At 38.7% G+C, this 14684-nt stretch carries 12 protein-coding genes; 1 reads left to right on the forward strand and 11 read right to left on the reverse strand.

From position 1 onward, the window contains the following. The 4 genes from ftsZ to AC1VS3_RS08470 form a co-directional block, all read right to left on the reverse strand. The gene (ftsZ, locus tag AC1VS3_RS08455; RefSeq protein ID WP_008689183.1) at positions 1–1113 is read right to left on the reverse strand and encodes a cell division protein FtsZ; all 1113 of its coding nucleotides are present in this window, start codon (positions 1111–1113) and stop codon (positions 1–3) included. A 24-nt stretch (positions 1114–1137) separates the two neighbouring features. Then, complete coding sequence (locus AC1VS3_RS08460; protein ID WP_008689184.1) at positions 1138–2397, reverse strand: cell division protein FtsA; 1260 nt, start codon at positions 2395–2397, stop codon at positions 1138–1140. Positions 2398–2543: 146 nt separating this feature from the next. Continuing rightward, positions 2544–4058 (reverse strand): cadherin-like beta sandwich domain-containing protein, encoded by a 1515-nt coding sequence (locus tag AC1VS3_RS08465; RefSeq protein ID WP_481275588.1) that lies wholly within the window; start codon positions 4056–4058, stop codon positions 2544–2546. A gap of 11 nt (positions 4059–4069) precedes the next feature. Then, positions 4070–5971, reverse strand: a complete 1902-nt coding sequence (locus tag AC1VS3_RS08470; RefSeq protein ID WP_008979602.1) for a glucosaminidase domain-containing protein — start codon at positions 5969–5971, stop codon at positions 4070–4072. Positions 5972–6242: 271 nt separating this feature from the next. On the opposite strand from AC1VS3_RS08470, the gene rpmB reads away from it, so the two are divergent. Continuing rightward, positions 6243–6434: a 50S ribosomal protein L28 gene (gene rpmB, locus AC1VS3_RS08475; protein ID WP_008689190.1), complete on the forward strand. Its 192-nt coding sequence runs from the start codon at positions 6243–6245 to the stop codon at positions 6432–6434. 121 nt (positions 6435–6555) lie between these two features. On the opposite strand, the gene AC1VS3_RS08480 is transcribed toward rpmB, so the two are convergent. The 7 genes from AC1VS3_RS08480 to rlmN all read right to left on the reverse strand — a co-directional run bounded on the left by AC1VS3_RS08480 (position 6556) and on the right by rlmN (position 14392). Then, the gene (locus tag AC1VS3_RS08480; RefSeq protein ID WP_481275589.1) at positions 6556–8169 is read right to left on the reverse strand and encodes a nucleoside kinase; all 1614 of its coding nucleotides are present in this window, start codon (positions 8167–8169) and stop codon (positions 6556–6558) included. Between the two features lie 557 nt (positions 8170–8726). Then, positions 8727–9338: a thiamine diphosphokinase gene (locus AC1VS3_RS08485; protein WP_481275590.1), complete on the reverse strand. Its 612-nt coding sequence runs from the start codon at positions 9336–9338 to the stop codon at positions 8727–8729. Further along, positions 9326–9991, reverse strand: coding sequence for a ribulose-phosphate 3-epimerase (rpe, locus tag AC1VS3_RS08490; RefSeq protein ID WP_117547231.1), 666 nt, complete (start codon positions 9989–9991; stop codon positions 9326–9328). The genes AC1VS3_RS08485 and rpe overlap by 13 nt, the downstream gene beginning before the upstream one ends. A 26-nt stretch (positions 9992–10017) precedes the next feature. Continuing rightward, the gene (gene rsgA, locus AC1VS3_RS08495; RefSeq protein ID WP_481275591.1) at positions 10018–10884 is read right to left on the reverse strand and encodes a ribosome small subunit-dependent GTPase A; all 867 of its coding nucleotides are present in this window, start codon (positions 10882–10884) and stop codon (positions 10018–10020) included. Next, positions 10884–12593, reverse strand: coding sequence for a Stk1 family PASTA domain-containing Ser/Thr kinase (gene pknB, locus AC1VS3_RS08500; protein ID WP_008979608.1), 1710 nt, complete (start codon positions 12591–12593; stop codon positions 10884–10886). The genes rsgA and pknB overlap by 1 nt, the downstream gene beginning before the upstream one ends. Beyond that, on the reverse strand, positions 12586–13332 hold the full coding sequence (locus AC1VS3_RS08505; protein ID WP_008689196.1) for a Stp1/IreP family PP2C-type Ser/Thr phosphatase: 747 nt from the start codon (positions 13330–13332) through the stop codon (positions 12586–12588). The genes pknB and AC1VS3_RS08505 overlap by 8 nt, the downstream gene beginning before the upstream one ends. Before the next feature lies 1 nt (position 13333). Further along, positions 13334–14392: a dual-specificity RNA methyltransferase RlmN gene (rlmN, locus tag AC1VS3_RS08510; RefSeq protein WP_481275592.1), complete on the reverse strand. Its 1059-nt coding sequence runs from the start codon at positions 14390–14392 to the stop codon at positions 13334–13336. Between the last annotated feature and the right edge of the window lie 292 nt (positions 14393–14684).

The following is a 14684-nucleotide window of genomic DNA, read 5'->3' on the forward strand; positions in this document are numbered from 1 at the left end:
TTATCTTCTAGTGAAGAAGGAAGGAATCCCTTCATTGTCATCCTCTTTTGCATCATTTATGCGTGAAGTTGCATATACTTCCGGTTCTGATGCTTTTACACTTTGCTTTGGCGCAGCCTTAGCAGCAGAATAAGAGAATGCTTTTTCTAAGACATCTTCTTCATTCTTATCAGCGTCAAAACCTGTAGCAATGACGGTAACAATGATAGAATCTCCTAGTTTTTCATTGATCGCAACACCAAAGATAGCATCAATATCATTTCCAGCAGCCTCACGTACTAAAGCCATAGCATCCTCAGCATCAAATAAGGTGATAGATTCTCCACCGGTAATATTGACAATAGCATTGCGTGCACCAGTAATCTGTGCCTCCAGCAATGGGGATTGAATAGCTTTTTCAGCTGCAGCACGTGCTTTGTCTTCTCCTTCTGCCATACCAATACCAATTAATGCAGAGCCTTGATTTTCCATAATTGTGCGAACATCCGCGAAGTCCAAATTGATCAATGCCGGTACGGCAATTAAATCCGTAATCGTCTGCACGCCCTGACGCAATACATTATCAGCAGCCTGGAATGCTTCCGTCAATGGTCTTCGTCCGATGACCTCAATAAGGTTATTATTAGAAACGATAATCAAAGAATCTACGTATTCTTTCATTTCAGCTAAGCCTTCTTCAGCTGCCTTCATACGTTTCTTGCCTTCAAAGGTAAATGGTTTGGTTACGATACCTACAGTCAATGCGCCTTCTTCTTTTGCTATCTTCGCAAATAATGGCGCAGCACCAGTACCAGTACCTCCACCTAAACCGGTAGTTATAAAGACCATGTCACTTCCTTTGATTGCCTCACGAATTTCATTTTCATTTTCCTGTGCAGCTCGTCTTCCCATTTCCGGGTTTGCGCCTGCTCCAAGACCTTTGGTAATCTCACGTCCAAGCACCAGTTTATTTTCTACAGGAGAAATATTTAATGCCTGTAAATCCGTATTTGCCACATAAAACTCGACCCCTTTAACACCTTCGCTCACCATACGGTTCACCGCATTACAGCCGCCACCGCCGATTCCAAACACTTTAATATTTGCTACCTGTTCAAACTGTAAATCACTCATCTTTATTCCTCGCTCTCTCTTCTTTTATCGATCATTCAACAGAATGCTTTTCAATTTCTTCGTAAATCCGCCTTCTTCATCCTGTGTGGACGTCTTACGGCGTATAGTTTCCACAACCTGTTCTACTTCTGCATCAGCACAGCTTGTACGTTGATCATTGCGAATATCTATCTGTTCCTTCCAACTGTAAAATAAGCCTAAGCAAGTTACTAAGGAACAATCTCTAGCTCCAATCGTCTGTGGCACATATAGCTGCCAAGGCGCATTTAATTCATCGAACAACGGTTCAACTGCCTGAATCTCACAGCCTTCTCCTGTGATTAGATAGCGAACATCGCCACTCTCAATAATTGGTGCACAGGCTTCATTAATGCCTTGGATCCATTCATGAATGTATGGCGCAACCAGCTGACATACTTGCTTTTCACTCAGCTGTTTCTGCTCTTTGCCTTCACTCCAAACATAAATAATCGTATCCTTTGCTTCATGTTCTTTTAAACAGCAAGTATTTTGTACCAAGCGATAACCGACATGTGGCGATAAATGGTTTTCTTCACAAAGCTTTGCTAACCATTTGCCATATCCATCTTCTAATACCTCGCAGTTTACAAGTTTACCATGCGTAAATAAAGAAAGTGTAGTATTCTGTCGAGCTAAATCAATTAATATGACATATTTATCAACCGTCTGCTCAAAAACCGCTGCTTCTTGGGCAATGGCATAAGAATCCAAACATACATCCAGAATTTCTAAACCAGCTTTTTCGATACAGCGTGCATAGGAATACACGGTTTCTTTATCTGCGAATAATAAATCAACATCCATGATCAACATATCACTTATTTCATCGATTGGCATTTTTCTTGAAGTAATACCATTGGTTATGTATTTAATACAGCCGACATTCACCAATTCTAATTCAGGATCTGGTTTATATGTAATCGCTTCATTCAGTCCTTTTTGAATATCACTTAACCGAATACGTTTACTGCTTGCCTGTGGCAATACATGAACACGTTTATTATGTCTGGCCACATTGACGCTCGGTAACGATACCAATGCTCGTTCAATATGATAACCAAGCGATTCCTCCGCCTGTTTCACAGCTTTTATGATTCCATTTACAACATTTTGTTCATCTATAATTTTCTTTTTTTCAATTCCAGTAATCCCTGCTCTTTCAACCCGCAGAATATTAAATCTGGTATCATAAAATTCTCCAACAATCAGGCGAATTTCATGATCGGCAATTTCTACGGAGGCATAGATTTCCTTTCGATTCATAAGGTTTACCCCCTTACACACGTTTTCACTTATACTCATATATAATATCATAAAAATGGTGGATAAAAAACATTTTACAGGAATTTGTCATATTTTTTTCAGATTTAGGATTTTCCTTGCTCCGCCGTTTTAAAAAAGAGAGAATCTTAGAAATTCTCTCCATCTTCTTGCTGCATTTTAACCAAACTTTCGTGCTCTATTTCAGCGCTTTTTGATAATGGTCTACCCTTCACATCAATCTTATTAAAATGTTTTGGTTTGCGTTTCTTGACACATATGATAAGAATAGCCAAGAAAAGGATAGCACTCAATGCACAAAGACCATACACGATCAGTTTCAGCTGCTTCGTTTCTTCCTCATGTGCTTTTAGTAATTTTTCATATGCATTCTGCGTGATTGCCGCACCACCGGCATACCGCTGTAATGTATTCCCTGTTTTCTCATATTGATAATACACCTTATCACCGGCATCATTCATTACATAAAGCAATGCGTAATCAGCAAACGCCTTATCTTGATATGTCCAACCAGGAAGTTCTTTTCCATCGACCTTTACTGTTGTAAACACCATACCGGTACGTTTTTGCAACGCTTTGGGCACATCGATGATCGCAATATTTTCTCCAAGTAAGCCCATCGGGCGATAAATGGATGTTACTTCTTTCTTTTCCGTATCATAAAAATAAAAGTCTTTTTTATCATCATTTTCTAAATACAACAATGTCATATGTAAGCTTTTATTTGTCCAAGCTGGTACTACTTTTCCATCAATGGTAAGCTTTGTTTCCTCAAATAATTTCTTAGACAATTTCGCAGCTGAACGAGAAACGCCAAGTTTTTTCCCTTGATAATTTACAAAGACTAGTGGTTTTTCATCCACATGTACCTTTATCGTATAGGTTGTTGATGTCCCATTTTCTGCAGTACATATCACTTGAATCGTATTATTACCGGGTTTCAACTTCTTTTTTCCGATTCCACTCAGTGATGCCTTGCTGTTATTTGCTGCTGCACTGACCTTTAGGGTATCTACACTACCAGGCAGATCAACCTTATATGAAGTTGTTCCAGCTTGAAATGCCGGGGATAATTTGCCTTCACTGACACTTAAAGACTTCAAGGAACTATCCTTATTTTTCTTTTCTTCTTCTTTTGGTTTCTCTGTTTTATTACTAGGCTCATTCTTTGGTGTATCATTATTGGAAGGAGCATTGTTATAATCATCATTATTGTTCTGTGAAGTATCATTATTTCCTGAATTACTTGAACTATTATTATTGTTGTTTGATGGTTTGCTGCGTTCTTTTACCACCACGGTACAAGAAGAAGACAATGACTGATCCTTTTCCGTATTAAAATCGGCAATCGTTCCTGAAGCATAGACGCTAAGACTGCCAGCACTAGTTCCTTTTACGGTATAGGATCGAGAATTATTTTCAAACCAATCAGAATCATTTGCAGCACCACTCACAGCCACCATACCTGCTCCACCAGAAACACTGACCGTAAAGGTCACAGTATCTCCAACATAAATTGTCGAACTACTACAAGATACGGATAAGCCTGCTGCAGCAATATGTTTTTTAGGCAGATTCAGTACTGTTACTGCTAAAATAGCAACACTGATACCTGCCAGAAATTTTGTTATTTTCTTTCTCATCTTTACCTCCACTATTTCCCCATGATCCTGTTCTTAACGACTACATAATCAGCTGGTGAAATTTTACCATCTTGATTTGCATCCGCTGCTTTTAAAGGCGTTCCTTTTAATTTTGTCACACCCATGATATGATTTTTGATTTTCACATAGTCAGCAGGAGATAATTTCCCATCACCATTTACATCTCCGGGTAAAACTTTTTCATCTGGTTTATCCGGTGTGTCAGGCACCTTATCATGGTTAGCATCTTGATTGCCTTCATAAATGACCATCATCGAATCTTTTACCTTTATGTATCCATAATTGTATGTGTAATCATATAGACCATTGGAATCATTATTCTTAGCACTGCGATCTGCTTTTAAGATGCAGTCTGTACGTATTTTATACCATGTACCTTGACTGTTTTTTACCGTATCTAACACAACAAATGGGAATTGATGAATGACCTTGCTATTGCTATTTCCGTTTTGATAATATTCTTTGCTGGAGGTTTTAGCATCCTTATATATACTGATTGGTTTTACACCGGTGTCAATCACAAGGGTGTACTTATCACTGTCCTTTTTACCAGAAAGATCTTCCAAAAAATAACCTTGTGCTGCCGCTTTTTCCCCCCAGTAAGGATCACTAGCATATTGCACATTCATACCGCTTTGTTTATCCCCAAGATGAGGTCCATAATATCGCCAATCATATGGATCTGTATAGCCAAGCGACACCCAGTTTTTCGCAAAATCATTGATACATGCCGCAACTGAGGCGAATGTATTCGCTGAAGTTCCCGGACTGGTATCCACAGCATTTAATCCAAAGATGTTGTTTTTTTCCTGTGCGATAGAGCTATTGCCCCAAGCACTTTCATTCACTGCCAAACCAAAAGCCAAAGCTGCATTTGTACCATATTGTTGTGCATTGATAAAATCTACGCCACGATTTCGCAGCTTTGATTTCGTATTTGTCGTACCTTCTAACAAACGTTTATTTAAATGATCTGCTGTAAAACTAGATACCGTACGCATCGAAAGAAACTGATAGTAATTATAATAAGGTGATTCCTTATTAACCGCATGGCTGTATACATCCTTTTGATAATCATTGATCATGGTTTCAAAAGCAGTATAAAAATAATGACCGTCATAGCTGAAATATTTTGTATTCTCTTTCAAATACGCTGGCGCATTTCCAACGCGCTGAGATGAACTGTAATATGGTGTAAATATCTGATGATAGAGTTTATTCTTTGTCACATAATAATAACTGACATTCACCTTTGCTGTATATTCCTGAATGGTAACATATTTCGCATCCACCAAACCGGTAACTCCGGCCATACGAAACTTGACCTTTCCATCCACCGTGCCAAGATAGGCTGCATCTACCGCATAAACGGCACTCGTATACCCACTGATATTGGTATCGACTTCCTTATATGGTGTCGTCATTCCACCATCCAACACTTTAAATTTTACGATAGATGGTTTGGTAGTGCTGCGTAATACATTCTTACTATACACAGAAACATCCACATCACTATTTGCTGAACGCATCATGCTGCGTGTTAGCTGTAACATATTTGCTGTCTTTACCGCATCCTCAATGGTATCATAATGGCCAACCTCTGCACTAGCTCCATCTTTGGTTTCCATTTCCACATCAAACGTTACCTCTTCATCTGTATCTTCCGGCAAGGTAATGTCCTCTTTGACACCCTCTGGATTCGCTTTTACATAAGTGATTTTTCCATCTTCATCCATCTTTAAAAACATACCTGTTTGATCGCCATAAGAAGAACCCTTCCTAGTTTCTGAATGTTCTTCTTCCGCAAACAGCTTTTTTTCTATATTTGGCAAAACGTTAACTGCCAGTAAACTTACCCCAAGAAAGATTGTAAATACCTTTGTTTTTCTCATACCATCATTCCTTTTGTTATAATAACTCAGTCTAATTATAGAACAGCCCTTTCATGAATGCAATTGGTAAATATTACACATCCTTACTACTAGCCCGTTATCCTTCCTTAAAATTGATTGAAAACCCTTTAAAATCACCGTTTTACAAACATATCCTTAAGGGTGATCAACAGATAAATAAAAATAAAAAATATTCTTGCATTTTATAATCTTAAATGGTATGATATTTAAGCGAATTATGTTAAGTATTATACGGAAGGAGGTAAACGGTATGTCAAAAGTTTGTGCAATTACAGGTAAAGGTCCTTTATCAGGTAATAAACGCTCTCACTCTATGCGTGCATCTCGTCGTAACTGGAATGTAAATTTACAGAAGGTTAAAGTCGTTGTTGATGGGAAACCTCAAACGATCCGTATTAGTGCTCGTGCATTGAAAACATTAAAGAACAAAAACGCTATCTAAGAGTGATTTAAACAGGGAAACCTGTTTTTTTTATTTCTCTAAACCTTCACGTACAATCTAAAATTGAATGAGACATCAGCAATCAAAAAGAGCAGAAGTCTGCTCCTTTGGATTGCTAAAATTACGATACATCAAAGATGCTATTCCCAATAAACTCTGCCAGAATAGAGCTGCGTGGAATGGCTGAGGAATCCCCAGTCAAGAAATAGTCTAATAGCTTATGCAGACGATTCGCTTCCAGATACGCTTCTTCCTTTATGTCAACTTCTTCTAACAAAGGAAGAACAATAGGCTTTAATACTGCTAATTCATAGACCATAGAACTATTGAAAATGGCATCTGCTTCTTCTTGATATGGATAAATATAGCGATCTTCGCCATAACGGACATTTTTCCATGAATGAATCGTTTCTGCAGCACTCCAACCGCGAGATTGATAATCTCGTGCGATACGACGTATTAAACGATAATCACTTGTTGGAATACGATTATGATCATCTAAATTGAGATGCGTCAATGCATTGATATAAATGCGGAATTTTGCTGAATCCGGTATATAAGCACTTGTCGTTGGATTCAATCCATGAATGCCTTCAATAATTAAAAGCTGATCCTGTTGCATGCATAACGTTTCTCTCCACTCACGTTTTCCTGTTTTAAATTTAAAATGCGGCATACGAGCTGGAAGGTTATGCAATAACTTTAACATCGTTTCATTAAACAGCTCCAGATCCAAAGCTTCTAACGATTCAAAGTCATAACTGCCATCCGGCAATTTTGGACAATCCTCACGATTTTTATAAAAATCATCCATGGATATAGCAATAGGTTCTTTCCCATGTATTTTCAAATGGATGGATAAGCGCTTTGAAAAAGTTGTTTTCCCTGCTGAACTAGGGCCGGCTATTAAAATGAAACGAGTACCTGCATGTTCTTTTAACATTTTCACTGCAATATCCTCTAATTTCTTTTCGACCATCGTTTCACTCATTAACACCAACTCATCCATCTTTCCTTCCATAATTTTCTGGTTTAGCTGCGCTATATGCGATACGCCGATGGCTTTCCCCCAGGCCTCAAATTCTTGAAATACTTGAAACATCTTTCCCTGATTCACAAAGTGTTCTTGTGGTGATAACCAAATACCGGGAGCATAATAGCGCAATGCAAAATGCGTTAGATAACTAGTGTTTGGCAGCATGATACCATAAAAATAATCATTGACATCTTCTAAATGATATATACTACTTGTTTTACTATGGCGATTTCGCAATAAGCTTGCCTTATGCAGCATTCCGCATGCTTCAAAAAAAGCTACGGCTTCTTTTGTAGGCACGACTCTGCGTAAGATTGCGAGCTTTTCCCTGGTCATTTGTTTCATGGTCTGTTCAATCTGAAAAACATCCTCAGGCGTTAAATAGCTTTGCTGTTCCACTTCACAAAACAAACCATTACTTAGCGCATGTTCAATACACACATGCGCTTTAGGGTATAAGCGATGCACAGCCGCAATAAACAAAAAGCTCAAAGATCGTTCATAAATTTGTTTCCCTATCTCACTATCCGCATAAACAAAGGAAAGATCTCCTTCTTCCTTTAAACAATACTTCACATCATGGAGCTTCCCATTGAAGACAATGGCATAGACATTTGCTTTTTCTACTGCCGGAATAAGCTTTTCCACTGGCGTATCTTTGGTAATTTCTATTATTTTTTGTTGTAACGTGATTTTCATATTCATCCTTCTTTCACTGTTAGGATATGTCGTTGCTACCCTTATTATAATACAGAATAGCTGTTCCTCAAAGAAGAACGATAAAACGAAAGGATCCACTCTATTTCATATACCGTTTCATCCTTAATAACAACGGTATTTTAAACAAAGTTTGATGTACTACATATTGCCTCTTCATATTTATATGCTAACCAATATACAAAATTTGCTGCTATCAACCGTGAACAACACAAGATAGCTAAAAACTACCCATAAAGTTTTTTAACATATTTTTCTATCTCACATCCCTTTATCCACAATATGAAAACCGGCTAAGCTATGTCGTTTCAAATCTTTTAAACAACAGTTACAGATCATATCATTTGCTTTATGAAAATTTACATCCATGAGCCAAGCAAGGACAACTATCCAATTACCAAAGATTCCATGTTGTCATAAGAAACTGTGTTTTTTATTATGAACAAGCACCATCTGTATAAACAAAAAGCTACATGTAGTAAAACGTATATGAAAAAAACTCCATGCATTTGGTTATCCAAACTTTGGAGTTCGCTTCATCATATTTTATCACTTGATTCAATCATTAAAAAGCTTCCTTTATGTACAATAATCTCAGCATGCTCATTTAGGATTTCATTACTGATTGCATATATATCTCTTGTAGATAAACAGCGTTTGGATAACGGATAGGCAACGCCGATTTCTGTTATCTGGGAGTCTTCTAAAGCTAGAAACGACAAATAGGTATATTCTTTAGGTACTTTATAAGTACCTTCTTTTATTACACGAATACGATTTTGTTCATTGACCAGGGTGATGGGATAATTGCGATGCATTAAAAGATATAAATTGGCTAATTCATGATCTAAGCGCCCACCTAATGCACCATAGACCCAAATATCATCATAACCATGTGCAAGAGCGTACAGTATCGCCTCTTCTGTATCCGTCTCATCCTTATGTGAAGGAAGTTGTTCCATTCTTTCTGCCATCTGTTGGATTTGGATAACCTGCGTTTTATTCACACTATCAAAATCGCCAATGGCAGCTTTCATGACAACGCCTTGCAAAGCACAGATATAGGCGCCATGATCTACCCCGATGATGTCATAGCCTTCTTTTGTATACACCCGTTCAGCTAATCCACTGATTAGAATTACGCCAGGCATAATAAGGATTCTACCGCCTCATGCACATCTTGTTTAAATACATAGCTTCCCGCAACCAGCGTATCACAGCCAGCTTCAATCGCCTGTTTTGCTGTTTTCGCGTTGATACCACCATCAATTTCTATGCGTACATTTAACTCATGTGCATCAATATAGCTGCGCAATTTTCTTACCTTATCCAACTGATCTTCCATAAAAGATTGACCGCCAAAACCTGGTTCTACACTCATGATCAAGAATACGTCCATTTCGTGTAGATATGGTAATATTTCATCAATCGGTGTTTTAGGGCGCACACTCACGCCGGCTTTCGCACCTAAGGAGCGAATGGTTCTACACAAGGCGACACATTCTTTGATAGATGCAACGGCTTCATAATGAAACGTTACGATATCGGCACCGGCTTTAATGAAAATAGGCGCATAAAACTTAGGATCACTCACCATGATATGCACATCCATCACCATATCTACTGCTTTTTTAAAGCCTTTTAAGATATCCGGGCCAAAGGTTAAATTCGGCACAAAGTGTCCATCCATCACATCAAAATGCATCCATTCTGCACGTGTTTTATTCAAATCGGCCAACTGTTCACTCACTCTTGCATAATCTAATGATAACACCGATGGCGCGATTACTAATTTTTGTTTCATTTTTTTCCTCCTTTTCTTATATTAGATTAATACTTAGGTTTTGCTTGTTTGATCATCTGCACAACTTCCAGATAATGTGCATAGCGTTCACCATTGATTTCTTGCTTTTCCACGGCCTCGCGAATGGCACAGTTTGGTTCTTGCACATGAATACAGTCATTGAACTTGCATTGATGCAGATAAGGTGCAAAATCAGGAATATGTTCAGCCAGCGTTTGAATGTCCATCGTTGTAAAATCCATGGAAGAAAAGCCCGGCGTATCGGCTACCCATCCACCGGCAATCTCATGCAATTCACAATGTCTGGTCGTATGTTTTCCACGTCCTAATGCCTTGCTGATTTCTTGTGTCTGCAAATGAAATGTTGGATCAATACGGTTTAGCAACGAACTTTTTCCAGCACCACTTTGCCCTGTCAAGACGGAGATTTTCCCTTTCAATATTTGTATGAGCGCATCACTGGCATACCCTTTCCCACTGACATAAACATCATAGCCACTATCGCGATACGCCATGATTTTTTTATGGATTTCATCATCTTCCTCGATAAGATCCATTTTCGTAAAGCATAAGATGGGATGGATCTGTGCGTAACATACTTGAAAAATCAAACGATCTACCAACACCGTAGAGAAATCCGGATCTTTACAAGACATAACAATGATTGCCTGATCGACATTGGCAATTGCCGGACGCAGCAATTCATTTTTTCTAGGTAAGATTTTCTGAATACCGATTTGTGCGTCAAATCGCTGAAGCTTTACAACATCGCCAACAACCGGCGCTTTATGCTTACGCAGCTTGCCCATGGCAATGCAGGCTAAATGCTCACCCTGTTCATTTAATACCTCATACTGATTCGAAATGATTTTAATAATTCTTCCTGTTTCCATCAATAGTAGTACAATGTGATCGTATTAGAGCCCTCCTGTATGTACCAACTGCCTTCTACAGGATCACTCTTGACCACAACTCCTTCCTCAACATCTTCTTCATCCTCTGGTTTATCCATTTGTACCAATACCGGGATGATTCCTTTTTCCCCCAAGATGTTCTGTGCTTCTTCCACTGTTTTACCATTCAGCTGAATCGTAAATTCCACGCGTTTTGTTACCGTTACATATAATTCACAAGGTTGCTGTGGATCCAGCTTTTCGCCAATATTTAAACCACTTTGTTCGATAATGTACCCTGGTTTATACTCTGCATTCTCTTTTTCTTTAACAATGAGCTTCACCTTAGGTGCATATTCTTCTAATTCCTTTTTCACATCTTCATATGGACGATTTTTGTAATCTTCGACGATATAATACGTACCTTTTGAAACCGTTAACGTAATAGGATCACTAGTTTTATACTTACTGCCCGCTTTTGGATAAATATCTACTACCGTACCAGAACTTTTATCATCGGTTAATTTCTCTTCGATTTTGATCTTATCCTTAGCAAATCCTGCTTCACTTAATTTGGTGATAGCTTCATCTTTCGCAAGATCAATAACTTCTGGAATGGCCGCTTCTTTCGGCGACATGATATTAGTGAAAATCATGAAAGCCACAAGTGCTCCAATAGCGATACAAATGCCAATTATGAGTGGTGTTTTGTGCTTTTTCTTCTTTGTTTTTTGCTGTTCCGCTTTTTGCGGATGGTCATCTTCATCCGGTATTTCCATCACTTTTGCTTGTCGCGGTTTATGTTGAGTCACCTTTTTTTGTTCCTTCATGATCAGGGTAGGATCTTGTTCCTGCGCAAAGCTGAGTTTTTTTACATGCGCATTTGATGCATCTAAACAATGTTCTAAATCATATAACATTTCTTTGGTGCTTTGATAACGCAATTTGCGGTTTTTTACCGTCGCATGGATAATGATATTTTCAATTGATTGAGGCAAGGTAGGATTAAATTCACATACACTAGGTACTTCCTCACGTAGGTGTTTCATGGCGATCTGTACCGGATTATCACCGCGGAAAGGGACGCTGCCTGTCAACAATTCGTAGAAAACAATTCCTAAAGCATAAATATCAACCTGATTCGTAGGTGTTTCCCCTCTGGTAGTTTCCGGTGCTAAGTAATGCGCACTGCCCAGTACTGCATCACTTTGGGTCAACTGTACTGAATCATGTGCCAGCGCAATACCAAAATCCGTAATCTTGATTGTTCCATCATCCTTCACTAAGACGTTTTGCGGTTTGATATCACGATGGATGATGTTATGCTCATGCGCATGCTGTACTGCACTGGTTAATTGAATCATAATATCAACGGCCTCTTCCTTATGCAAGGCTCCACGCTGACTGATCAACTGTTTTAAGGTTCTTCCTCTGACATACTCCATGACAATATAATGATGCCCATCATATTCTCCTACATCATAGACATCAACGACATTGGGATGCGAAAGCTTACTGACCGCACTTGCCTCACGCTGAAAGCGCAATAACGTGACTGGATCTTTGCTTAATTCTCCACGCAGCACCTTGATGGCAACCTCACGATTCAAGATCGTATCCTCAGCCAGATACACATCTGCCATGCCGCCTTCTCCGATACTGTCTTTGATGATATAGCGTTCTGCTATCATTTTTTGCATTCTATTCATCTGCTGCATCCTCCTTATCCACAAGGATGACACTAACATTATCATAACCACCGGCATCTAATGCCGCTTGAATTAATAAATCTACCTTTGCCTGTAATGCACAATCACTTTCCATGATATGGCGGATTAATTCTTCACTTACATAGCCATGAAGACCATCACTGCACACTAATAGCATCTTATAATCTTCTTTGACCTTATTGATATCAACCTTTACACTATCCCAAATACCCAAAGCATTTGTCAGCACATTGCGATTAGGATGATGCTTCGCTTCTTCTTCACTCACTTCACCGCGTTTTAATAAATCAGCCACATAGGAATGATCTTCTGTCAAACATAAAAAATCATCTTCATATAACCCATAGGTACGAGAGTCCCCGACATTAAACACATAGGTCGCATCCGGACAATGCAAGATACCAACCATGGTTGTTCCCATACCGCGCTGTTCTTCTCGTCTGGTTGCCTGCGTAAAAATCAAATCGTTTGCTTCCTGAATGACACCTTTCAGCCATTGTTTTACTTCTACATCATTTTTATGGCATAATACTGCTTGTTCAAAGCTTTTTTTCATATGTTCTGCGGCCAATGCGGACGCCACATCACCGGCTTTACCTCCGCCAATGCCATCACAGACAACGGCTAATAAAGCATGCTGTTGATTTTCTGCCAGACAGATACTGTCCTGATTATTTTTACGACGCAAGCCGATATGACTCTTTCCATAATACTTCAAGCTAGTTTCCCTGCCTTTCTTTTGCTTCTTTGCGTAAATGCTTCACTCTTAACTGTCCGCATGCCGCATCAATATCCGCTCCATGCTCCTTACGAATCGTACAGCGAATCCCTTCTTTCATGAGGGCATCATAAAAGACCATTGCATGGGCATGATCAACACCTTGAAAACCTTTCTCATCCACTGCATTGTAAGGAATCAAATTTACATAAGCATTTAAACCACGCAATAGTTTCGCTAGCTGTTTCACATGCTCTTTTTGATCATTGACACCTCTTAATAAGATATACTCAAAAGTTAAACGTCGATTGTTTTCTGCTACATACTGACGAATTGCCTTCATGAGTTCTTCCAAAGGATAGGCGTGATTGATCGGCATCAGCTCATCACGCAGCGTATTGTTAGGCGCATGCAAAGAAATCGCTAAGTTATACTGGGTATGTTCCTTTGAAAATTCATAGATCTTAGGAACGACACCGCAAGTCGAAATCGTAATATGTCTTGCCCCGATACCTAAGCCACGATCATGATTCACCGTACTTAAAAAATTCATCACATTTTCATAATTATCAAATGGCTCTCCAGTACCCATAACAACGATATGGCTTAAACGCTCTTCTTGTTTATCCAAATCCTGTTGTACATACATCACCTGTGCAACCATTTCACCACTGGTAAGATTGCGTTTTTTCTTCGTTAAACCACTGGCACAAAACGCACAGGACATATTACAACCAACTTGGCTTGTTACACAGATGCTTTTTCCATAATCAAACTGCATTAAGACGCTTTCGATCAAGGAGCCATCTTCCAAGGCAAATAAATATTTTGTTGTACCATCACTGGATACTTGTTTATCTTTTAAAATCAATGGCTTCAAAGCATAGTTTGCTTTTAGAATTTCTCTTGTTTCCTTTGACAAATCACTCATTTCATCAATAGAGGTTACCCGTTTGCGATACAGCCATTGAAAAATCTGGTGTCCGCGAAATTTCTTCCATTCATGAGAAAGTGCCAATTCTGCCATTTGCTCATAGTTAAAATCATATAAACTCTTCATGTTATCACCAACCGCCTTTTATTTTACCATAGAATTGACCATCCTACCTATTAGATTGAATGGATTTTCAGGAAGTTTTAAGATTTTCTTTAAGAAGCTGAATGAACAGAAAGATTTGTTTATGCAGGTGGCACAAGAATAATAGATGAAAAAATAAAAACAACACTTTTTGAATATTGCTTACCTAAACTTAACAATTCAAAATAAATATCCACCAGCTTAGCTGGTGGTTTTTAAGTAATCGCCCCAAGGGGCTCAGATTCAGGCTACGCTTACCAGCGTAACAATACGG

Source organism: Longicatena sp., assembly GCF_982403165.1.

Coding starts and splice junctions, on each gene's coding strand:
- ftsZ (WP_008689183.1), bottom strand. CDS start 1,113: ATGAGTGATTTACAGTTTGAACAGGTAGCAAATATTAAAGTGTTTGGA.
- AC1VS3_RS08460 (WP_008689184.1), bottom strand. CDS start 2,397: ATGAATCGAAAGGAAATCTATGCCTCCGTAGAAATTGCCGATCATGAA.
- AC1VS3_RS08465 (WP_481275588.1), bottom strand. CDS start 4,058: ATGAGAAAGAAAATAACAAAATTTCTGGCAGGTATCAGTGTTGCTATT.
- AC1VS3_RS08470 (WP_008979602.1), bottom strand. CDS start 5,971: ATGAGAAAAACAAAGGTATTTACAATCTTTCTTGGGGTAAGTTTACTG.
- rpmB (WP_008689190.1), top strand. CDS start 6,243: ATGTCAAAAGTTTGTGCAATTACAGGTAAAGGTCCTTTATCAGGTAAT.
- AC1VS3_RS08480 (WP_481275589.1), bottom strand. CDS start 8,169: ATGAAAATCACGTTACAACAAAAAATAATAGAAATTACCAAAGATACG.
- AC1VS3_RS08485 (WP_481275590.1), bottom strand. CDS start 9,338: ATGCCTGGCGTAATTCTAATCAGTGGATTAGCTGAACGGGTGTATACA.
- rpe (WP_117547231.1), bottom strand. CDS start 9,991: ATGAAACAAAAATTAGTAATCGCGCCATCGGTGTTATCATTAGATTAT.
- rsgA (WP_481275591.1), bottom strand. CDS start 10,884: ATGGAAACAGGAAGAATTATTAAAATCATTTCGAATCAGTATGAGGTA.
- pknB (WP_008979608.1), bottom strand. CDS start 12,593: ATGAATAGAATGCAAAAAATGATAGCAGAACGCTATATCATCAAAGAC.
- rlmN (WP_481275592.1), bottom strand. CDS start 14,392: ATGAAGAGTTTATATGATTTTAACTATGAGCAAATGGCAGAATTGGCA.